This window comes from Binatus sp. (SeqCode) (assembly GCF_035272065.1).
GTDB lineage: Bacteria > Desulfobacterota > Binatia > Binatales > Binataceae > Binatus.
This window is the reverse complement of the sequence record NZ_DATEQZ010000046.1, coordinates 1-21,355: the sequence shown is the minus strand read 5'-3', so window position 1 is coordinate 21,355 and position 21,355 is coordinate 1. Positions and strand designations below refer to the sequence as shown.

Sequence of the window (21,355 nt, the reverse complement as noted above, 5' to 3'; positions counted from 1 at the left end):
ACTGTTACCTGTTGCGTCCCGCCGCGAGCCTCCGCTCCGCCTGCTTGCGGAGCGCTTGCCGCGCCCGGAACGCGCGAATTTTTACTTTCGCCTCACTCCATCCAAGCGTCTCGGCGATTTCGCTGACGCTCAAGTCTTCGCTCTCCTTGAGTACCATCACCATCCGGTCCTCGGGTTTGAGCGTGTCGAGCAGGCGATGCGCCAAATCGTATGCTTCGCGCCGCTCTTCGGCCTCACCGACGATATCCTCCGGCGACGCGACGTTCGCCGTCTGCATCCACTGCACTTCCGGCGCGCTGAAGTCCCCGACCAGTTCCTCGGGCCGCCGCCGCCGGCGGCGCAACTCGTCGTAACACAGGTTCACCACTATCGCGCGCAGCCATCCGCCAAACGGCATCTCCGCCCGATACGACGCCAGCGCGGTGTATGCCCGGATAAAACTTTCCTGCGCGATATCCCGCGCCATCTCTTCGTCTGAAAAAAATCGCCGGCATAACCGCTCCACACGAGGCCGATGCCGCCCGGCAAGCTCGGCAAAAGCGTCGTTCTGCCCGCCGAGGACTTCGGCTATCAGTTCCTCGTCGGGTTTGGCGCTCAATCTCCACCCTGCCCTTCGACGCGCCGAGCCACCCAACATAACTGTTTATTAATACGCACAGTCCCGCCAACGGTTACACGATTCTTCGCCGATTTTCCGCCCCCTAGCGGGGACGCTTCCGACCATAGAATAAGGGAGTTGAATCGCCTGGGCCAGACGAACCCGAAACCCTACGGTTTCGGCGGCCCAGTCTCAATCAACGGCAGGCAACGAATGCGGGCTGGTCTCGCGTCGCTCACTTTCCCAGTTTGCGCGTTTGGATACAGCGGTCAATTGACGAGAGACAAGATCGAGTTCCTCGGGTCGTTCCTGTATCGAGACCGAGCGAAACGGGGCGCATCGATACCTTTGATATTAGGATCGCGGCGCTCCAGGTACCTCATCGCAGTGGTGGTGAGCCCGGCCCTGACTGACGGATAATAACGGCGTCCCCTGGTGAGCCGGCACTCGAACCTCACGGCGACGCGTGGCCTGTTGTTGACTGCTTGTAGGGCCTCGACTGTCCCTGGCCACCATCGTCCCCTGCCCAAGTGTACGACCCAAACCCAAATCGCGAGCCAAGGCTCAGTTTGTATACTTCGGTGAGGTGAATTTGGTATTCGCCGTTTTTGGAATCCGCAGCCAGATGCGATCACAGGCGCGTGAATGCTCTCCACACTTTGGGACGGCTAGTACTCGATCGATGCCGTTCGCGTCAGGTCTCGATCGCGACTTCAGTCGCACCCACGGTTGGATTTGAAACCTTGGTCTTTTTTCTCGACCGAGGCTTCTTGACGGGAGTTGTCGATGACACGCGAGCTGCCTGGCCATCCCCGGTCATTGTTTCCGGATGCTCAACGTCGTTGAGTCCGGCCTCACGTTCCTCAGGTTTGGCGAGTATCGCGCTCGGTACAAAATTGGGCCGGTCGTCGCCTTTCAACTGGGGATCGCGGAGTTCAAGATAACGCATTCGGGTGGTAGTGATGCCGACGAAGGCTGGTCCGTCCGTTCCGTTTTTCCCCGCCGATCGACATTCGAAACGGGTGTAGATCATTGGAAAGGGCTCAACTGCCGTGATGGACAGCACCGAACCCGGCCACCACCTGCCTTTTCCCACGCGCACGATCCAGACCCATACGGAGGTACCTGGACCAAGTTCGCAGACCTGATGAGCTTCCATTGGATCAGTCTTCCCTCCAACTCAGCTAGTACGTCGATCACGGTCAGTCATCGCGGTTTTGGCTGAGTCTGGTTTGTCGCCGAGGTATCCAAATCACGCTCGGCATCGGATAGTGCCTCAAAGATTGACTCCGCCGTCGCGGCGTCCATCAAGGTCGAAAGCGTTTCAGGCCGCGAACACATCTGCGGCAGCTTTGCCAGCCAGGGCAGGTGCAGTTCGTGATACTTGAGGCCGAGCACGAAAAATAGATGAGTAGCCTTACCGTCGAGAGCATCGAAATCGACGCCGACCCGCGATCGCCCCAAAACCATGAACGGCTTAACCACCTGCTCGGGATGCCGATTGAGCGTGTGCAGGAAAGCAAGCCCGTTACCGGTCGCACTCGGCATGATATTCTCGCGCTCGATAAGTGCGCCGACAAACCAGTTCTTGTCCCTCACCAGCTTCAATCGGCTCGCCAAGTTCGCCAGCTCCTCGATCACTCCGGTTTTTGTGTTCGCCTCGAGGTCGGGAATTATCTGGCTTGGCTGAAAGCAACTTGCGAGATTGAGCAACCTGCGGGCCGCGGGGGCGCCTCTCGAAACGTCGACGCTGCGGGGAGTTACCCCCAGCATTTGATCGTCGAGCCAGGCGTCGAGCATCGCCTTGCGGAATCGCCACTGATTTCCGATTTTGACACCCGGCAGCTCCCCCTCGGACACCAACTTGAGCACAGTCCGCTCATTGAGGTTCAGGTAGGCAGCTAGCTGGCGCACCGTCATCAACCGGTCGACAAGCTCGTAGGAGCTTTCGTTGGCTTTACGGTTAATATTCGGCATTTCCATTAAAATACGTAGGATTACCTAAAAATGCAACCGACTGTTAAAAACTAGGAGAGAAAATCGCAGATGCTCCAAAGTCCTGTAACTGTTCGCCCCTGCTGACGCGAAGTAACGGCAGAGAGACTGTGACAGCCTCTCCACTATCCCGACCTTCAACGACGAACCAGGCCCTACGACGAGCACTCACTTCCTGGGGGGGGAGGTAGGCCCGCCCGCGCCAGGTCGGACGGCGTGTCCAGGTCGAGATTGATTCCTGGATCATTCACTTCGACGTAGGCTACCCGGGCAGCGTCGGCGTCTACTACGTGACGGGCGCCCTCTTCTTCTGGGGCAGATCGGAGTTCGGTGAACATTGCGCGATCGAAAATTACCGGATGGCCGCGGTGGCCGTCGTAGCGCGCGATCACTATCGGCTTGCCCTTTCGATTGTAGCAATCGACTATCGCCCGGAAGGTTTCCACGCGGACCATGGGATGGTCGCCCAGATGCACCAGCGCGCCCGCTGCGTCCGGTTGAATTGCGCTCAGGCCCACCTTAAGTGACGACAGTTGGCCGCGCGAATAGTTTGGATTTTCGACGATCGCGATTCGCGCATCGCGCGGAATCGCGGCGCGGACACGCTCGCGATGCGCCCCGATCACAATCACGACTCGCGGCACCACCACGAGCATCGTCACTGCAATCTGCTCGATAAAGGTCCGCCCGCCAATCTCGAGGAGCGGCTTCGGATAGCCCATCCGCCGCGACTCCCCCGCCGCCAGTACGATCCCCTCAAGATGTTGCGGCATCGAGGCGCGCTACTTCGAGCGTTTGAGGCTGCCGAGACGGACGCCGAGCGTGAACTCGTCGCGCTCGTCGGTGCGGCGCTCGCGGATAATTTCGGCGATGATCGAGATTGCGATTTCCTCGGGCGTCTCGCCGCCAATCGCCACGCCGAGCGGCGCGTGAACGTCGGCAAGGCGCTCTTGGGGAACCCCGCTCTCGCCGATTCGTTCGAGCGTGGCCTTCACCCGGCGGCGCGAACCGATCATCCCGACGAATCCGCACGGCTGCATCAGCGCCGCGCGCACAACTTCCTCGTCGAACGAATGGCCGCGCGTCACGGAAACCAGGTAACAGTGCCCGTCGAGCGCGAGCGAGTCGATCGCGGCCGTGAAGGGCTTGACAATTATTTCGTCGGCTTCCGGGAACCGCTCACGGTTCGCGAATGACGCGCGATCGTCGATCACCGTGACGTGAAACCCAAGCATCGCACCGAGCGCGCACAACGGCACCGCGATATGGCCCGCGCCGATGATTATCAGCCGCTGCGCACCGACAATCGGATCGACGAACAACCGCACGCCGCCATTGGGTTCGAGATGCGTGACGGGTTGAAGAAGGCCGGCATTATCGACCTCGAGCAAGGTGGGAATCGCGTCGGCCGTCCGCTCGACGATCTGCGCGAATCCCGCGGCCGGCAGATCGATCGGTCCCGCATCGCGCGCGCCCTCATCGCGAGGATCGATAAACGTCCGCGACCCGGCCGGCACTTCCGGGCGCGAACCGGGATCAACCACGGTCACCAGCGCGCCCGGAGCGCTGCGGCCGGCGGCGTCGGCCAGCTTGCGCGCGATTGCCAGGTCGCGGGCCGGCGACCACAGATCGACGAAGACGTCCATGATTCCGCCGCAGGTACCGATCTCGCGCTGATCGAAATCGCCGGTAAGATCCACTTCGGTGAGACGCGAGCCGCCGTCGGCGTTTTCTTCAAGTAATACACGAGCTTTTCGGAAAACCTCGGCCTCGCCGCATCCGCCGCCGATAGTGCCGAACTGCCCGTCCGCGCGGACGATCATCTTGGCGCCGACTTCGCGCGGCGTGGAGCCGCGCACATTCACCACCGTCGCCAGCGCGAATGGCTGCCCGCGCTCGAGTGTGCGCAGCGCTTCAGCCCAGATTTGATCGGAACCGCTCATTTCAGACTCGCGATTAGAACTTACCAGAACTCGCACGCGCGATGAATGCGCTAGCGGCGCGTCAGTCTGAGAGCTGGCGCAGAATCGCCTGCGCCTGGAGCAGGCTGTCCTCGGCGGATCTGTAGTCGCCGGATTTGATCGCCGCCTCGCCCTTCTGTTCCAACTGGCTCGCGTCGAAGAGTTGTTTGCGCTTGACGGGATCGGTGGGACCGCTGTCGCGCACGTGCGCCAGCTCGAGCGACACCTCTCGCTCCAGCGTGACCAGTTCCGGCGACGGCGAAGCAGCCATCGTCGGACGACCGTTGGCAAGAGTTGCGAGTGCTGCAATCGCCGCAAAGATGCGCGTGCGCATTCTCATCGAAACGGAATTCTGATCGAAGCAACAGAAGTTTTCCAGCTTAGAGAGTAGGCTGGATGAAGGGCCGGTGCGGATTCTCGGCGATCCCGTAGCGTGTGAGCATCCGGTAGAGCGTCGAGCGCGAAACGCCCAGCAGGTCGGCGGCGCGCCGTCGATTTCCCTCAGTCTCTTCCAGCGAGCGCACCAGGGTCTTCTTGATCACGTCGTCGAGCAGGAAGCCCAGCGGCTCGGTGCCGAAATCTATCGTGGGCAGGCGGTGCGCGACTGGTGCGCGCGTATGCCCGTTGGCGGGCGGTTCCTCATGCGGGTTCAACAACTCGGCGCCGGTTCCGTCGACGACCTGTTTCGGGGAGATCGGATACGACGATGCGATTGTTCTCGCTCAAAATAACGGCGCTCTCGATGGCGTTGGAAAGCTCCCGGACATTTCCCGGCCATTGATACGCGCATAGAACGTCGATGGCGGCGCGAGAGATCTCCGAAACGTTTTTGCCGAACAAGCGGTTGTATTGCTCGATGAAATATCCGATGAAGGCCGGAATCGCCTCGCGGCGCTCGCGCAGAGGCGGAATGAAGATCGCCGCAGCGCTCATGCGGAAGTAGAGATCGTCGCGAAACTGTCCCGCTCTGACCATCGCACGCAGGTCGCGATTCGTCGCCGCGACCAGACGGAGATTGACCTTGTAGCAATGCGACGAGCCGACGGGCTGAACCTCGTGCGTCTCGACCGAACGCAGCAGCTTGGGCTGGAGCTTGAGCGGCAATTCGCCGATCTCGTCGAGAAACTGCGTGCCGCCGTTGGCCGAGCGGAAGTACCCCTGCGACTCATCGCGTGCGTCGGTGAAAGCGCCGCGGACGTGGCCGAATAGCTGCGACTCAGCCAGCGATTCGACCAGGTTGGAGCAGTTAAGCGTCACGAAGGGACCGTTTGGAACTGGACCCAACGTATGAAGCGGGCGCGCGACCAGTTCCTTGCCGGTACCGGATTCGCCCGAAATCAGCACGGTCGCTTTGTACGGACTCAACTGCGATACGGATTTCAAAACCTTGCGCACCTGCGCCGAGCGTACGACCATGCCGCCGAGCCGGTCCGCGCTATGCACGAGATGCGCGAGCGAGACCATCTCGGCCCCGTCTCCGTTGGCAGTCGCGCCTTTCGCGGGCTGAGTTCCTGAAGCCGGAGTATCGATATGCTGCACCACGCTTTTAGAGCAAAAGATGGACCATCGTGTCGGAATCGGGACACTCATTGAACGGTTGTCTGCAATAGGCACAGTTGCGCAAACGACCGAATGCCACTGGCGATGCGGCATTTCGATGCCGCCGAGCGGTCAGAATTCGACATCGGTTTGCCGCTATTCGGATGCCGATTGGTCGACGGGCGTTACACGCCGAGGACGTCGGCCAATACGCGGGCCGGATGGTCGCGAGGATCGACCTGGTCGTACACGCGTTCGATCTTGCCATGCTCGTCGAGCAGGAAACTCACGCGCTCGGGATACCGCGCGTCACCTCCCGCGCATGCGCCGTATGCAATCGCGACGGCATGATCGGTATCGCTGAGAAGTGGAAATCCGAACTCGTAACGGCGGGCGAAGGCGGCATTGTCTTCGATTGAGTCGAAACTCACGCCGACGACGCGGATGTTATTTTTGTCGAAGTACGATTGATGGTCGCGAAAGCCGCGGCCCTCGAGCGTACACCCGGGCGTGTTGGCCTCGACGAAGAACCACAACAGCACCTTGGCGCCACGAAGACTTTTCAGAGCAAGACTTCCGCCGTCATGCGAGGCGAGCGTGAAATCGGGGGCGAGCTCTCCGACCTTGATCACTTCAATTCAATAAGGCGCGGAGTTGCGCCAGCGCAGACTCGCAAGTTGGATCGCCGGGTGCGATTGCGAGTGCGCCTTCGAATTCGTCGATCGCCCGCTTCACCATTCCCTTGGCAGCGTAGATTTTCCCCAGGTTCATGAACGGGTAATGACGGGGATCGTAGCGCGGCGCGAGCTTGGCCTTCTCGAGCCACTCTATCGCCTCGTCGGGCTCACCCTTGGCGAGCAGATATGCGCCGATATCGTTGTAAGGATTGCCGAATGCGGGATCGATTTCGATGGCGCGATGACATTCCGCGATCGCGTCGTCAATTCGGCCCATTCCCTCAAAGGCCCATCCGCGAAACGTGTAGGCTTCGGCGGTCGGAAATACTTCGATCGATTTGGTGTAGAGTTCGACCGCGCGCTCGAGGTCGTGGTTCATGTGAAAGCGCATCGCCTCGTTCCACAACTCGAGGGCGTGCGTGCGCGGTTCCGAATCGGCCATGCTCGATCGATATTGTGCTGATCCGCCTACGTCAAGAGAGCGGCTAATGCCCAGGTACGGCGGTTAGTGCCCGCATGATCGTAATCATGGCGGGTCCGACGATCACGCTCATCATAGCGGGCAGGATGAAGAGCACGAGGGGAAAGAGAATCTTGACGGTGGTTTTGGCGGCAGCTTCTCCGGCGCGGAGCCGCCGAGTGGTGCGCATCGTGTCCGAGATCGAGCGCAGCGCGGGGCCGATTTGCGCGCCCAGCTTTTCGCTCTGCACCAGCGTGGCGGCCAGAGGCTTGATGTCTTCGACCGCGGTGCGATCGGCGAAACTTTTCAGCGCCTGGCCAAGCGTGCTGCCGGCGGCAAGCTCGGCTGACACGATCGACAGCTCGGTCCCGATTTTGAGGTTTTGGCGCTGCGTTTCCGAGCCTACGATCTTGATCGCCTCGCTGAGACCGAGTCCCGCTTCGACGCAGACTACGAGCAAATCCAAAACGTCGGAAAGTTGGCTGGCGATTTCCTGCTGGCGCTTCCTGGCCAGCCGGCCGATGTAATAGCTTGGGGCAAACGCACCAACGCCCGCGCCGACCAGCATGAAGACGAGCGGCTTGATGCCGGTAAAGCCAAACGCAATCGATGCGACCATCGCAATGAGCGCAGTTCCGGCGGTCGATGAGAGACGGGCGAAGTGAAAGGTGCGGACGGCGCGGGGGCCGGGAAAGCCTGCGCGGACCAGGGTCTGTGCGAGCTTCTCGCGCTCGGGACTGTTCAGCGGGGGTTCGGGAAGGTGCTTTGCGACCCATCGAAACAAACCGTTAGCAAACGAGTCCGACTCCATGTCGACGTTAGCGGGATTTCCGTAGGTGACGCGCATCTTGACGCCCATCTCGGTGATGCGATCGTCAAACGGGCGATTAATGCCGTAGATGGCGGCGTAGATCGCGACAGAGATCGCGCCGAACAAAAGGAACACCGTAAGGCTCGCGTAGACTGCCGGCATCGTTGATCTCTCAGTACTTGACCTTGAGCAGCTTGCGGATTGTCAGGAACGCCATGACGTCCAGAACGGCGGCGACCTCGAGAATCTTCTGGCCGCTCGGATCGAAGAAGAGCGTGTTCGTGTAGCTGGGCTGGATGATGCTGAAAGCGCCGAGCATCACGATCGGCAGGAACCCGACCAGTATCCCACTCATCTTGGATTGGGCCGTGAGCGCCTTGATCTGCTGTTGCAGGCGCTGGCGGGTGCGAACGATTTCCGAGAGCCGTCCGATTATTATCGCGAGCGAACTGCCGACTTCCGATTGCACGCGGACGCCAACGACCAGCAGCCGGAGATCCTCCTGCGGCACGCGCTTGAGCATCTCTTCCAGCGCGCGCGCCAGCGGGAGGCCAAGCCGGCTCTGTTCGATGGCGGAGCGGAATTCGGTGCCGATCGGATCGGCGAACTCCGACACCACCACTTGCAATCCGCGCAGCAGCGAATGGCCTGCTTCAAGTGACGACTTAATCAAATCGAGCGCGTATGGAAGTTGCTTGGCGAACGCCTTGAGGCGCCGCTGCCTGCGCACCCGTACATAAATGATCGGCAGGCTTGCCAGAGCGGCACCCATCACGATCGAGATGAGTACGTTGCCCCAAATCGCCTGGCCCGCGAACAGTCCGGCCGTCAACATCAACAGGATCACGAGCAGAACATCGGCGATGCGGGCGTAGATGCCGGCCTGCCAGAGGTTTTCCTCGAGCTTTTGCAGCAGATTGAGGCGATAGAACCAGCTCAGAAATTCCCGTCCCGTCAGTCGGCGGCGATCGGTCTTGGTGATATCGTCGAGCGCGCTCACGTCGGGCCGCGACATGCGCCGCATCACGGTGCGATTAACGCCGGGGCGATTGTAGCGGCGCATGAACCACAGCGCGCATGCCACCAGGAAGAAGCCCGCGACCGCAGCCGGAATCAGCAGGTCGTCAAAGTTCATCGCGCAGCCGCTTTGATCACCTTCGACTCGGTCTTGTAGCCGGCCGTCTCAAGACGGTTGTTGTATGTCGAACGAATGCCGGTCGATCGAAAACTGCCGTTGATTTTTCCCGTGGCGGTGGTGTCCGCGCGGGCAAACTCGAACAAGTCCTGCATCATGATCATCTCGCCTTCCATCCCGCTGATCTCGGAAATCTTCATGACTTTGCGCGAACCGTCGGAGAGCCGGCTGACGTGAACGATGATGTTGACGGCGGATGCTATCTGCTGGCGCATCGCACGCTGCGGAATCGAGACGCCCGACAGCAGCATCATCATCTCGAGCCGGCCCAGGCCCTCGCGCGGGCTGTTGGCGTGGATGGTGGCGATAGAGCCGTCGTGGCCGGTGGACATGGCCTGCAACATGTCGAAGACTTCAGCGCCGCGGACCTCGCCGACGACGATTCGGTCGGGGCGCATTCGCAGGCAGTTTTTGACGAGGTCGCGCTGGGTGACCTCGCCGCGCCCCTCGAGGTTGGACGGGCGCGTCTCGAGCCGCACGACGTGAGGCTGTTGCAGGGAAAGCTCGGCGGAATCCTCGATTGTGACGATTCGTTCGTTTTCGGGAACGAACGCGGACAAACAATTGAGCATCGTGGTCTTGCCCGAGCCGGTGCCGCCGCAGACGATCACGTTGAGGCGCGCGCGAACCACGGCGAGCATAAACTCGACGAGGTCCCAGGTGAGAGCCTCCTTTTCGACGAGCGCGCCGATGTCAAAGCGATGCTTGCCGAAGCGGCGGATCGAGAGCGCCGGGCCGTCGAGTGCAAGCGGCGGAATGATTGCGTTGATACGCGAGCCGTCGGGCAGGCGCGCATCGACCATCGGCGACGATCCATCGACGCGTCGGCCGACGCGCGACACGATGCGATCGATAATAAGCATGAGATGCTGGTCGTCCTGGAAGACGACGTCGGTGACATGCAGCTTGCCGTGCTTTTCGACGTAAACCTGGTCGTGGCCGTTGACGAGGATGTCGGTGATCTCGTCGTCGCGAAGCAACGGCTCGAGTGGGCCCAAGCCGAGCAGCTCGTTTTTGAGTTCCTCGATCAGCCGGCCGCCGTCGATGTCGGTCAGCAGGCGGCCGTCTTCGTTAAGAATCTCGTTGATCGCGGCGGTGACTTTGGTGGAGACCATCGCGGGCTCGAGGGTCTCGAGCTTGGAGACATCGATAGTCTCGAACAGTTTGTTGTGAACCTTGACCTTCAGGCGGCGCGAGCTGTCCGCGATTGCGTCCTTGCGCCGCCGCACCGTCGCGCCGATGAGCGAGCCGCCGGCGCTGGTGGAGTCCTGAGGGCGTGTCCCCTTGCTCGTATTCGACAGCCTGTCGGTCAGTCCCATCTTGCATTACCTCTTTGACTTCAGTGCGCAGACTTCAACGCGTGCCGAACGCCGATCTGAGCCGCGACATGAACGTTTCCTGGGGAGCGACGGGCTCAGAGCGCGGCATTACGAGCGCCGCCAGCTCGAGCATCGCGCGCGCAACCGGGGAATGCGGCGCCACCTGGAAAAGGTCCTGCGCCTTCATCTCGATGGTTTCAAAAGTCCAGTCGTCGGTTGGAATCTTCGCATAGATGGCCTTGGCGAGAGTTGTTTCGATGGCCTTCTCGGTCAGGGGATGCGCTGGGTTATAACGATCGAGAATGAAGCGCGGTTCGAGCGTGGTCAGGCCCAGGCGCTCGAACAGATCGATGAATCGCCATGCGCATCGCGCGGCCGCGATCGACTGGTTAAGCACGTAAAGGAGATGGTCGGAGCGCTCCCATGCCGCGACACTGTTTTCGTCAACATGGTCGCCGCAATCGACGATCACGTAGTCGAACAACTGGCGGATCAGATCGAGCACCGTGCCGACCGTGATGTCGGAAACGAGTTCGCCCTCCTCGATGCGCTTGGGCGCGGCGAGCAAATAGACGCCCGATGGATGCTTGGTCAGGGCGGATTCGAGCTGGATCGAATCCAGCTTACGGTCCAGCCGCACCAGCGGCATTATGGTTACTTCCGGATCGAGGTTGAGAAAGACCGCGAGGCCACCGGTCTGAAGATCAAGATCGACCAAGGCCACGCGTTGATGCAACGACGCGAGCGCCAACGCGAGGTTGGCAGCCAGCGAGGTCACCCCAACGCCGCCAACCAGGCTGGCGACCGAAATCACCAAGCCACCTTCGCGCCGCTCGGTGCGCCAGCGCGCTTCGCTTACTTTCAGCAGGGCGCGGGTGGCCTCTCCCGGGTCGAGCGGGATGAACAGAATCTCGTCGGCGCCCGAGCGCAGCGCCCGTTTCATGAGGCTGGGCGAGCGCGCGGTGAGCAGGGCGAGCAGAGTTGGGCGCGGCGAATGGAGCGACTGGCTCTGGAGAAAGCTCAGGGCAGCCTCCTCGTTGCCGTTGACCATCACCAGGGTTGCGTCGGGCGGCGCAGTCGCATTCTCCGAGAGATTCGCGGCGGTGGCGGCCTCACCTTCGACGATCTCGAGTTGAGGTTCCGCCAATCCCGCCAGCACCGTCTTGAGCTGGGTGCGCTGTTCGCCGGGACCGCCGACCAGCATGACCTTCATAGTGCTGCGACGACCCTCGCTCTTCGATCCGTTGAATGGCACTCGATCTTTCTCCGTAGCGCTGCGCCTAGAAGCGGGGCCGGGCCGCATCCGGCGGCTCGATCGGTTTGGTCTTGATTTCTTCCGCGCTCAGTTCGCCGCGATTGGTGGGCAGGAAAACCTGCCCGCCCTGAGGCAGCGGCCGGATTATCTCAGGCGTCACGCTCATCACGAGGTCGCTCTCCTGGTCTGAGTAAGAGGTGGTGCGAAAAAGACCCCGTACCCACGGGATGTCGCCGAGGTAAGGCACCTTCTGCACCTGGGAGGTCTTTTGATGGAGGATGAGGCCGGCGAGAATCAGCGTCTGGCGGTCCTTCAGACGCACCATCGTCTCCGCGCGGCGGGTCACAAAGGCCGGCACGGTGAAGCCGAACAGACTAACGCCTTGAGCAAAGTCCGGCTGGGATACTTCGGGTTTCACCAGCAACTCGATATCGTCGCGGCCCACGACGGTTGGAATGAACTCGACGGAGGTGCCGTAGGTTTTGAAAACGATCGTCGAGTTGAGCGCTTGGGCAATTACAATCGGGATTTCGCCGCCGGAAAGAAATTTGGCCTTCTCACCGGAGTTCGCCAGCAGATGCGGCTCGGCAAGAATTTTGCCGAGGCTGTGATTCTCGAGAAACTGGAAGAATGCCTGCCACATAACGTCGGCATTTTGCGCGGCCAGGCCGTAGGTCATCGTCGAGGACAACAACAGCGGGATTATCTGGCCGCCAGCCGGCAGGACTCCGTTGGGCGAGGTCGTCCCTGACAAAGATCCTGACGAAGCTGAGCTCTGAAGAGTGCTGCTCGCGTTGTAAGGTGTCGCGACGGTGCCCGGCAGACCTACCAGCGACAGGCCCATCTTCGAAAATGCAACCGAAAGGTTAATTCCCTGATTTTCGAGCTTCTGGCGGTCGAGCTCGGCCACGATAGTGTTGAGCATCACTTGCTGGCGGCCGCTGGCGTCGATGCGCACGGTGCGTTCCTGGTAGCGTCCGTTGGCGTCCCAAACTGCGAGTGTGGTGAAGCCGGGCTGATGCGCAACGAGGTTGAGCTGGAAGGGATCGATCACCTGCACGTCGGCAATCTTGGAGTCGGCGACCGAGATGCGCGTGACGCGGCGCTGAAAGTCGATAACCTCCGAGGTGCCCATCATCAGAGAGATGGCGTCCGCCGGCATATAGTGCTTGCCGCCGGAGACAGTGTCGCTGCTGTAGCCCGAGCCTGAATCCAGCACCGAGGGATCATTTCGATACTGACCGGCGCGCGATTCGAGTGGCCCAACTGATTGACCTGGCTCGTAGGCTTGCACGCCACTGCCGGGTTGAGGAGGCACACTCCATGTCGCATCGTTGTAGGAAGGCGTTTTGGCGGGGAGCGTCACGCTGTAAGGAACCGGCGACGATGGCGTCGAGGACGACGAAATGGTCGCCAACTCCGGCGTTGCCGATGGTGTCGACGTGGACGCACCGGCGCCCGGCCGCGAGTCGAGTCCCTCATCGCTCAACGACCGCGGCGCCTTGCCCGGTGTCAGCGGCGCGCCGGGCTTCGCGACCGCGAACGCGTTGACGTCGTAGCTGACATCCCGATCCGAGGTGTTGGTAACGGTAACTATCCAGCGGCCGGCCGCGGCGCTGAGCATGGTGAGCTTGCCCGGCGGCGAGTCGTAGCTGACGAAGGCATTTGGATTCTGCTCGACCTTAAACGACGGTTTGGTGCCCGGCTTGATATCATTGATGACGTAGGTCTCGCCGGCGTTTATCGAAACCGGAACCCAATCGGCCAGATCTTTCACCTGGGCCCGGGCGGTCCCTGCACTGACGACCAGCAGCAACCCCGCGGACGCGAGCAGCCGACAGAGTGTCTCCGCCGGCCAAATATTTGCGTAAATTTTGCGTTCCCTCATGGCTTCCCCCTTTATTGCCACCTGCGATCACGGAACCTGATAGGTCTTTGGCGCCGCTTCATACCCCGGGTCTCCCGGTCTCAGCGCCGGCAGATTCATCGACGCGCCGCCGTTAATGGCCTCGTTTCGAATCGCTGCGAAGGCAGCCGCGGGCGGTTCGGCGAAGCTCGCGGACCACACCGGCCTGGCAGACGTGACCGGCGATTCCGGCCCGTCAGGCAATTCTGGAGCCGCGGGCATCGGCGGCTCCGCAGCGGCAGGCGCGTCCTGACGCTCTTCAACCGAAGTGCGCGTTCCGATGCCGGAATGCACAAAGGAAATCGCCTCCGACGATTTGCCGTCGCGCATCACTTCGACTCGTAGCGCCGTGGGTCCATGCGCCGGACGTGCGGTCAGCGCAGGCGCCGGCTGTATTTGCATCAGGGGCAGGGTTGCGCCGGTTGAGCCGCTCCGGTGCAGAAGGTCGGTTAGTGCGATCCCGCTGGTCGCGACGATTTTGGCGTCGCTGTAATTGCGCATCGCGAGCCGCAACAATCCCTCGCGACTTGCCAAGGTAAGTTTTTCGGCGTCGACCGGTGTCACCAGCAGCGTGACGACTCTCACTACTTCGGGCGCGTCCTTGACGTGTTCGATTTCCTGGGCGACCGCCAACACTTCGATGTTCTGGAGCACGATGCGCGAGAAGGAAGGCTCCGGGCCGGTGCCCGCGACCGCGACCAGAATGTCGACGCGGGTATGTGGCGCGACGAAGCCTGCGATGTCCGCGACCTCATCCACCGGCACTGACATCGCACGCATTCCGGACGGAATCAGCAGCGGCATGACGCCGGAAATTTTTTCGCCCATGAACAGCTTGCTGGCGACAATCGGCTCGTTGGCGACGAACTCGTTCTTGGCGAAGGAGCCCGCTACCGCCTGCGGATCGGTGAAGGCGCCCTGCGGCACGCTGTCGCGTGACCATCGAGCCAGCTTGACGGCGTCGGGCGCGAGTTTCGCGCCGAGCGGTATGTCGTTGGCCGCGACCAGGACTTCGACCGTGTGCGCCATCGCGCGCTGCACCTCGGACTCGCGTTTTCTGATTGCGGAAAAGACCACAATCGCGGCCGGCACCGCGCCCATTCCAGCGAGGATTACGAACACTATCGGTCGTTTCATCTATGCCCCCATTCTTGCGCTGCCCGCCGCCGCGGACCCGCCCCGTCACGAGCAGAATTCAATCGCTCACATTCCCGTCTCCACCTCCGAATATGCGCGGCGGGGAACTAGGTCCCCGCCGCTTGTCCCGCGCGCCTGGTTTTAGACAGCGTGGGCTTGGGGGCAGCTTTTACGCAGCCGAAAGAGTCGCGGTCACGTTTGCGATGATCGCATTGATCCCGCCTTCGAGGCCCTGGTACGCGATGTAACCGGCTACCGCGATCGCCGCGATAATCAGCACGATCAGTCATCGTCTGACCCTTGCGGCTTTCGCGGATCCCAACAACGAGTTTGTTGATTAACCTCATTGTCGATGTCCCTCCTTGTCGTTCGCCTGAGCGCAATCGACTTGTTTGCGAAAAACCAGTGGTCATTACGCGGCCTTCAGAGTCGCGGTCACGTTCGAGATGATCGTGTTGATTCCGCCTTCGAGGCCCTGGTACGCGATGTAACCGGCCACCGCAATGGCCGCGATAATCAGCACGTACTCAGTCATCGTCTGGCCCTGCTTGCTCTCGCGGACTCTCAGCATCAGCTCGCTGATGTAGTTCATTGTTGATGTCCTCCTTTGCGCGTTTCGTCAGCGCAATCGATTCGTTTCACTGGGATTCCAACGGCACCACTTGTGCCAGCAAACGCTGCGAGCGAAAGACGACGTAGCTGCCTCTAGAGAAACCCGAGCACCCGAATCTGAACCCGCCCGTGTCGCATCGCGTTACATCTAATGATTCAGTCGCTGCCGCGGCGTTACCATTTGTCATCGCGACAGGTAGGCAATAGGCTGCCGCCTTTGCCATAATCGACTCATGCCTCGCCACCCCCGCATCTCGACGCTGCCTGGTGCTTTCGCGCGGATTGCCCGGCATGCGGCAGTCGCGGGCGCGCTTGCAGTTGGACTCTCGGCATGCGCCCCGTCGGCGCTGACCGCAGCACGCAGCCAAATTGCCGCCGCCAATTATCCGGCAGCGCGTCAAGAATTGGCCGCTTTGTCGGCGCGCAGTGACTTGAGTGCGAGCCAGCGGCGCGAAGTGATGGACGACCTCTGTCTCTGTGATTTCAAGATTGGCCGCCCGACCTACACCCTGGCCGAGCAGCGCAGCGTCTGCCTCGACGCGTCGAAGGTGCCCGGCAGCCAGAGCAGCTCGATCATCGCGCAAATCGACGACGCTGAGCGCCGCAAGCACGCCGACGAGGTCGAAGCCGCTCTGTCCGCTCATGACCTGGCCGACGCCGAGCGCGCCGCCACCGACTATCAGAGTTTGCCCGGCGGCGATCCCGCGACGATTTCGCGATGGTCGAAGCAAATCTGGACGTTGGCTGACGCCCAGGTCTTCGCCGATTCCACCGCGAAGAAGCACTCGCTCAACGCCGCTATCTCCGAGGCGCGCAAGAACCATCCGAACGTCCAGCACATGGACAAGATCCAGTTCACGCGATGGGTCGTCGAGACCGCGACGGTCTCGGGCACCGCCGTTGCTTCGAGCGTCGAGATGAAAGACTCGACCTTGAAACTCTCCGTCGACGACGCCAACCTGCAGCTCGCCGCGCTCAGCCTCGATCGGCTCGCCACGATAAACGACGGGATGGCGGCGCGATGCGGTTGCGACGCGCGCACCAACGTGGCCGTCGCCGAGACCGGCTTCCCCGCCTACTTCATCAGGCTCGATCCAGAGACAAAAATGTCCGAAGTAATGATCCTGCCGCGCGGCGATCGCGCGATTGCGTCAGCCGTCTCGAACTAAACCCACAAGCTCCGTCAAGCTTCCGCGCTCGCTCCCGCCCTGCTTAGTTATAAAAATGTTTTGTGGTAATCCTCTCGCTGACTGAGAGGGCTGCGAAAGAATCTTGTACGCAATTATGCGGCGCTGGTGGTTGACGATTGCCATTGCCATTGCGGTGGCAGGCTGCGCGCCTGTTGCCGCGCTCGCCAACGACTGGGGGATGGGCGATTCGAATTCCAGGATTCCCCCGAGCAGCGTCTTCGATTCGGTCTCGACTCCGGCCCACGAGATCAACACGCTCGCGTTCTTCGTGGTCTCGATCACGACCGTTATTTTCCTGATTGTCGCCGGCCTGCTGACTTACAGCATCGTCCGTTTTCGCGCGCGTCCCGGCGACGACGGCCGTGAGCCGCCGCAGGTGTACGGCAGCAATCCGATCGAGTTCGCATGGACGACGGTCCCCGTCATCATTGTATTGGTCCTCATCCTCATCACGGCCCGTACCATATATACGGTGCAGGCGCCGGCGCGGCCGCCGGGCGCGCTGAGCGTCCACGTCATCGCGCATCAATGGTGGTGGGAGTTCCGCTACCCCGGCCTCGGCATCGTCACCGCCAACGAACTTCACGTTCCGCTGAGCGATCTCCAAAGCCCCACGCCGACCTTTCTCGACCTCGAGTCCGCCGACGTCGCGCACAGCTTCTGGGTGCCGCGCCTCGCCGGCAAGACTGACGTCATCCCGAACAAGAAAAATTCGATGTGGATCGATCCGCACGTCGCCGGCACTTACCTCGGGCAATGCGGCGAGTACTGCGGCACCGAGCACGCGATGATGCTGCTGCGTGTGATCGTCGAGCCGCGCGCGGATTTCGATCGATGGGTCGCCGCGGAGCAGCAGCCGCCGGCCCTCGACGCATCGGTCGGTCACGGACGCCGGGTCTTCGAATCCACCGCATGCGTAAATTGTCATACCATTCGCGGCACCGCGGCGGACGGCCGTTTCGGACCCGACCTCACACACCTGATGACGCGTGAGACAATCGGCGCCGGCGTCGCGATGAACACTCGCGATCACCTTAAGGTCTGGGTGAGCGATCCCCGCGTCATGAAGCCCGGCGCGCTCATGCCCGCGATGAATCTCGGCGACAAGGACCTCGACGACCTCGTCGCCTACCTGGCCACGCTGCGCTAATCGGGAACAACGGGCATGGCGGGAAGCATCGACCACGAAATCGCTCTCGGCGCTGTTGACGAAAGGCAATCCCTGCCCATCCTCGGCCACATCCACGAATGGGTCGTCACGGTCGATCACAAACGCCTGGGCATCATGTACATCGCGGGCGGCCTCTTCTTTTTCCTCGTCGCCGGATTGCAAGCCGCCACCATTCGCCTTCAACTCGCCGTTCCCGACGCGGGCATCGTGCCGCCGCAGGTATTCAATCGCCTGCTCACGATGCACGGCACCGCGATGGTGTTCCTGGTCGGCATGCCGATCCTTACCGGTTTCTTCAACTACCTCGTGCCGCTGATGATCGGCGCGCGCGACCTGGCGTTCCCGCGCCTCAACGCGTTCGGTTTCTGGCTGTGGTTCTTCGGCGCGCTACTCCTCTACTTCAGCTACATCGGCGGCGACGGCCTCTACGGCGCGGGCAGCGCGCCCGACGTCGGATGGTTCGCGTACGCACCGCTGACCGAACTGCCATTCTCGCGCGGCAACAGCACTGACTATTGGATACTGAGTATTCTACTGACTAGTGTCGGCTCGACCGCGACCGCCATCAATATAATAGCCACTGCATTCTGCCTGCGATGCGAAGGGATGACGCTCAACAAGATGCCGGTGCTGGTGTGGCTCGCGATCGTCGTCGCATTCATGATGCTCGTGGCGTTGCCTCCGCTCTCCGCCGCCCAGGCGATGCTACTGCTCGACCGCTTCCTCGGCGCGCACTTCTTCGACACGCAAGCGGGCGGCTCCGCGATCCTGTGGCAGCACTTCTTCTGGATCTTCGGCCACCCCGAAGTCTATATCCTCGTAATTCCTGCCTTCGCATTCGCCTCCGAGATCATTCCGGTTTTCTCGCGCAAGGTGATCTTCGGTTACAGCGTGATGGTTGCGGCGTCGTGTGCGATCGCGTTCATCAGCCTGAGCGTATGGGCGCATCACATGTTTGCCGTCGGCATGACGCCCGCCGGCAACTCGTTTTTCGCCGCCTCGACGATGCTGGTAGGGGTCCCCACCGGCATCAAGATTTTCAACTGGCTCGGCACAATCTGGGGTGGCAAACTCCGCTTCAAGGTGCCCATGCTGTTCAACCTGGCATTCCTCTTTCAGTTTCTCGTCGCAGGCCTGACCGGCATCATGCTCGCCGTCGCGCCCTTCGACTGGCAATTGACCGATACCTACTTCGTAGTAGCTCATTTTCACTACGTACTAATCGGCGCAATAGTCTTTATGATATTCGCCGCTATCTACTACTGGTTCCCAAAGGCTACCGGCCGAATGCTAAGCGAGACTCTAGGCAAGTGGCATTTCTGGCTATTCCTGATCGGCTTCCATCTGACATTTGATACTATGCACTTCGCCGGACTGCGCGGGATGCCGCGTCGCATCTATACCTATCAGCCGGGCCGCGGGCTCGAGACGCTCAACTTGATCGAGTCGATCGGCGCGCTGGTGCAGGGCATCGCGGTACTAGTCTTCGTAATCAACGTTCTTTGCTCGCTTCGTGCCGGCAAAGCAGCCGGCAACGACCCGTGGGACGCATGGACCCTCGAATGGTCCACGACCTCCCCACCCCCGGAGTACAACTTCGCCGAGCCACCTGTGGTGCGCAGTCGGCGGCCATTGTGGGACTTGAAACATCCGGAAGACCCGGACTGGAAGTACGAATAATGGCCGCCGCATCCAGCGTAATTCCAGCAACTGCTGCGCGATGGCGCGAAACGCTGCCACGGCGCGGGCATGTTGGCATCCTATCCCTGATCCTCACCGAGTCCGCCTTCTTCTCGATCTTCGTCGTCGCCTACATCTTCTACCTTGGCAAAAGCCTGACCGGCCCCTTCCCGAAAGACGTCCTGTCTCCCCCAATCCTGAACACCGTCTGCCTGCTGTCGAGCAGCACAACTATCGTCTTCGCAATCCGCGCCCTCCGCGCCAACTCAATACGCACCTTCGCCATCTGGTGGTTCATCACCTTCGCGCTAGGTCTCGAGTTCCTAACCGGCACCGGGCTCGAATGGCATCGACTCATCTATCACGACGGCCTGACCATTCGCACCAATCTCTTCGGCAGCACCTATTACTCACTGGTCGGTCTGCATGCACTTCATGTGACTATCGGCCTTTTGCTGATTCTCCTCGTCCTGATACTGACTATGTGCGGCTACATGAACGACCGTCACATCGAGCGAACCGATGTCCTCTCATGGTATTGGCACTTCGTCGACGCAGTATGGGTAGTAGTATTCCTGACCGTGTACGTGATCGGTCGATGAGCTAAAGCAATGGCTATTGACGAGACTTCCAACAGAGTAATCGAAGCACCCGCACCGACCGCGTGGCCGATGATCATGGCGCTAGGCCTGACGCTCGCCTTTGCCGGCCTCGTCACCAACGTCGCAGTGAGCATGGTCGGCTTCGTCCTAACTATCGCGGGCGCCGTCGGATGGTTTCGGGAAGTACTTCCGGTCGAGCATCGCGAGCCGGTTCCCGTCGAGCCGGCCGTGGAAGCCATCGTTCCCGCAAAAATCGGAATCGACTACCTGCAAGTCGGCGAACTCGGCAATCGCGCCGTCCTCCCTCTTGAAATCTATCCCTACTCCGCCGGAATCAAAGGCGGTATCGCGGGCGGCGTCGCGATGGCTGCACTCGCGGTGCTGCAAGGCATCGCGCTTCACGGCAGCCCCTGGTACACCGTCAACATTCTCGCCGCGACCGCGATGGCCAATCTCGCCAACGCCGACACCGCCACGCTCTCGTCGTTCATCCCACAAGCATTTGTCGTCGCGCTCATCATTCACGCCTCCGCCTCAATCCTGGTCGGACTGCTCTACGGCGTGATGCTTCCGATGTTTCCGCGCTACCCCGCGCTCTGGGCAGCGATTGTCGCGCCGCTGTTGTGGACCGGCCTGTTGTGGTCGTCACTCAGCGTGATCAACCCCGTGCTCGAGGCTCGCATCGAATGGCGATGGTTCATCCTATGCCAAATCGCGTTCGGCGCCGTCGCTGGTTTCGTGGTCAACTTGACCGAGCGCGTCCGCACGCTGCAGCACATGCCGTTCGCCGTTCGCACCGGCATCGAAGCGCCGGGCCTCGGCGAGAGGCGCGAGGACTAGCACCAAGTTGAACCCGCGCGGGCTCAAATCGCTCCTCGCGATCGCATCGATGACAGCAACCCTGCTCACCGGATGCGATTCTTTTCCCGGCCGCCCAACGCAGGCCGATCTCCCGCTGCGCCCCACCAACGTGACCAACTTCGCCACGCTCTACGGCGAGAATTGCGCCGGATGTCACGGAGCCGACGGCAAATCAGGCGCCGCAATCGCGATGAACAATCCGGTGTATCTCGCGATCGTCGACGACTCTTCGATGCGCCGCGTCATCGCCGGTGGAATTCCCGGTACAGCGATGCCGCCGTTCGCGCAACGCGCCGGAGGTTCACTGACAGATCAACAGATCGCCATTCTCGTCGCCGGCATTCGCAAAAGTTGGGCTGTCGCACCTGACGCGGCCGCCGGCGCCC

At 61.3% G+C, this 21,355-nt stretch carries 23 protein-coding genes; 6 read left to right on the top strand and 17 right to left on the bottom strand.

Features of this window, described 5'->3' with window-relative positions; all coding sequences use genetic code 11:
• Positions 1-4: 4 nt before the first annotated feature.
• The 17 genes from VJX68_RS08245 to VJX68_RS08165 all read right to left on the bottom strand — a co-directional run bounded on the left by VJX68_RS08245 (position 5) and on the right by VJX68_RS08165 (position 15,445).
• A complete protein-coding gene (locus tag VJX68_RS08245) occupies positions 5-598 on the bottom strand; it encodes an RNA polymerase sigma factor (protein ID WP_324095196.1) in 594 nt (197 codons plus the stop codon).
• A gap of 694 nt (positions 599-1,292) precedes the next feature.
• Positions 1,293-1,757, bottom strand: coding sequence for a hypothetical protein (locus tag VJX68_RS08240; RefSeq protein ID WP_324095195.1), 465 nt, complete (start codon positions 1,755-1,757; stop codon positions 1,293-1,295).
• Positions 1,758-1,804: 47 nt separating this feature from the next.
• Complete coding sequence (locus tag VJX68_RS08235) at positions 1,805-2,575, bottom strand: PTS sugar transporter subunit IIA (protein WP_324095194.1); 771 nt, start codon at positions 2,573-2,575, stop codon at positions 1,805-1,807.
• 173 nt (positions 2,576-2,748) lie between these two features.
• Complete coding sequence (locus VJX68_RS08230; RefSeq protein ID WP_324095193.1) at positions 2,749-3,366, bottom strand: nucleotidyltransferase family protein; 618 nt, start codon at positions 3,364-3,366, stop codon at positions 2,749-2,751.
• 9 nt (positions 3,367-3,375) lie between these two features.
• Positions 3,376-4,536 (bottom strand): XdhC family protein, encoded by a 1,161-nt coding sequence (locus tag VJX68_RS08225; RefSeq protein WP_324095192.1) that lies wholly within the window; start codon positions 4,534-4,536, stop codon positions 3,376-3,378.
• Between the two features lie 61 nt (positions 4,537-4,597).
• Complete coding sequence (locus tag VJX68_RS08220) at positions 4,598-4,894, bottom strand: hypothetical protein (RefSeq protein WP_324095191.1); 297 nt, start codon at positions 4,892-4,894, stop codon at positions 4,598-4,600.
• A 40-nt stretch (positions 4,895-4,934) separates the two neighbouring features.
• The gene (locus VJX68_RS08215) at positions 4,935-5,207 is read right to left on the bottom strand and encodes a helix-turn-helix domain-containing protein (RefSeq protein WP_324095190.1); all 273 of its coding nucleotides are present in this window, start codon (positions 5,205-5,207) and stop codon (positions 4,935-4,937) included.
• Positions 5,194-6,144, bottom strand: coding sequence for a sigma 54-interacting transcriptional regulator (locus VJX68_RS08210; protein WP_324095189.1), 951 nt, complete (start codon positions 6,142-6,144; stop codon positions 5,194-5,196). The genes VJX68_RS08215 and VJX68_RS08210 overlap by 14 nt, the downstream gene beginning before the upstream one ends.
• A 134-nt stretch (positions 6,145-6,278) precedes the next feature.
• Complete coding sequence (locus VJX68_RS08205; protein ID WP_324095188.1) at positions 6,279-6,725, bottom strand: peroxiredoxin; 447 nt, start codon at positions 6,723-6,725, stop codon at positions 6,279-6,281.
• A 1-nt stretch (position 6,726) separates the two neighbouring features.
• A complete protein-coding gene (locus VJX68_RS08200; RefSeq protein WP_324095187.1) occupies positions 6,727-7,212 on the bottom strand; it encodes a tetratricopeptide repeat protein in 486 nt (161 codons plus the stop codon).
• Between the two features lie 43 nt (positions 7,213-7,255).
• Positions 7,256-8,203 (bottom strand): type II secretion system F family protein, encoded by a 948-nt coding sequence (locus VJX68_RS08195; RefSeq protein ID WP_324095186.1) that lies wholly within the window; start codon positions 8,201-8,203, stop codon positions 7,256-7,258.
• Positions 8,204-8,213: 10 nt separating this feature from the next.
• Complete coding sequence (locus VJX68_RS08190; protein WP_324095185.1) at positions 8,214-9,176, bottom strand: type II secretion system F family protein; 963 nt, start codon at positions 9,174-9,176, stop codon at positions 8,214-8,216.
• Entirely contained in the window at positions 9,173-10,555 is a 1,383-nt protein-coding gene (locus tag VJX68_RS08185) for a TadA family conjugal transfer-associated ATPase (RefSeq protein WP_324095184.1), read from the bottom strand. The genes VJX68_RS08190 and VJX68_RS08185 overlap by 4 nt, the downstream gene beginning before the upstream one ends.
• 34 nt (positions 10,556-10,589) lie before the next feature.
• Positions 10,590-11,810 carry a CpaE/TadZ family protein gene (locus VJX68_RS08180; protein WP_324095183.1) on the bottom strand — a complete coding sequence of 407 codons (1,221 nt, stop codon included), beginning with the start codon at positions 11,808-11,810 and terminating at the stop codon, positions 10,590-10,592.
• A gap of 25 nt (positions 11,811-11,835) precedes the next feature.
• On the bottom strand, positions 11,836-13,698 hold the full coding sequence (locus VJX68_RS08175) for a type II and III secretion system protein family protein (RefSeq protein ID WP_324095182.1): 1,863 nt from the start codon (positions 13,696-13,698) through the stop codon (positions 11,836-11,838).
• Positions 13,699-13,725: 27 nt separating this feature from the next.
• Positions 13,726-14,853, bottom strand: a complete 1,128-nt coding sequence (gene cpaB / locus VJX68_RS08170) for a Flp pilus assembly protein CpaB (RefSeq protein ID WP_324095181.1) — start codon at positions 14,851-14,853, stop codon at positions 13,726-13,728.
• Positions 14,854-15,265: 412 nt separating this feature from the next.
• Complete coding sequence (locus tag VJX68_RS08165; RefSeq protein ID WP_324095180.1) at positions 15,266-15,445, bottom strand: Flp family type IVb pilin; 180 nt, start codon at positions 15,443-15,445, stop codon at positions 15,266-15,268.
• Positions 15,446-15,698: 253 nt separating this feature from the next.
• Here VJX68_RS08165 and VJX68_RS08160 point away from each other — a divergent pair, with 253 nt between their 5' ends.
• From VJX68_RS08160 to VJX68_RS08135, 6 genes are all read left to right on the top strand, one after another.
• A complete protein-coding gene (locus VJX68_RS08160; protein WP_324095179.1) occupies positions 15,699-16,634 on the top strand; it encodes a hypothetical protein in 936 nt (311 codons plus the stop codon).
• A gap of 130 nt (positions 16,635-16,764) precedes the next feature.
• Positions 16,765-17,805, top strand: coding sequence for a cytochrome c oxidase subunit II (coxB, locus tag VJX68_RS08155; RefSeq protein ID WP_324095178.1), 1,041 nt, complete (start codon positions 16,765-16,767; stop codon positions 17,803-17,805).
• Positions 17,806-17,820: 15 nt separating this feature from the next.
• Positions 17,821-19,506: a cytochrome c oxidase subunit I gene (ctaD, locus tag VJX68_RS08150; RefSeq protein WP_324095177.1), complete on the top strand. Its 1,686-nt coding sequence runs from the start codon at positions 17,821-17,823 to the stop codon at positions 19,504-19,506.
• The gene (locus tag VJX68_RS08145) at positions 19,506-20,108 is read left to right on the top strand and encodes a cytochrome c oxidase subunit 3 (protein ID WP_324095176.1); all 603 of its coding nucleotides are present in this window, start codon (positions 19,506-19,508) and stop codon (positions 20,106-20,108) included. The genes ctaD and VJX68_RS08145 overlap by 1 nt, the downstream gene beginning before the upstream one ends.
• Positions 20,109-20,117: 9 nt before the next feature.
• On the top strand, positions 20,118-20,948 hold the full coding sequence (locus tag VJX68_RS08140) for a hypothetical protein (RefSeq protein WP_324095175.1): 831 nt from the start codon (positions 20,118-20,120) through the stop codon (positions 20,946-20,948).
• Between the two features lie 49 nt (positions 20,949-20,997).
• A partial coding sequence (locus VJX68_RS08135) for a c-type cytochrome (RefSeq protein ID WP_324095174.1) occupies positions 20,998-21,355 on the top strand: 358 nt, incomplete at its 3' end.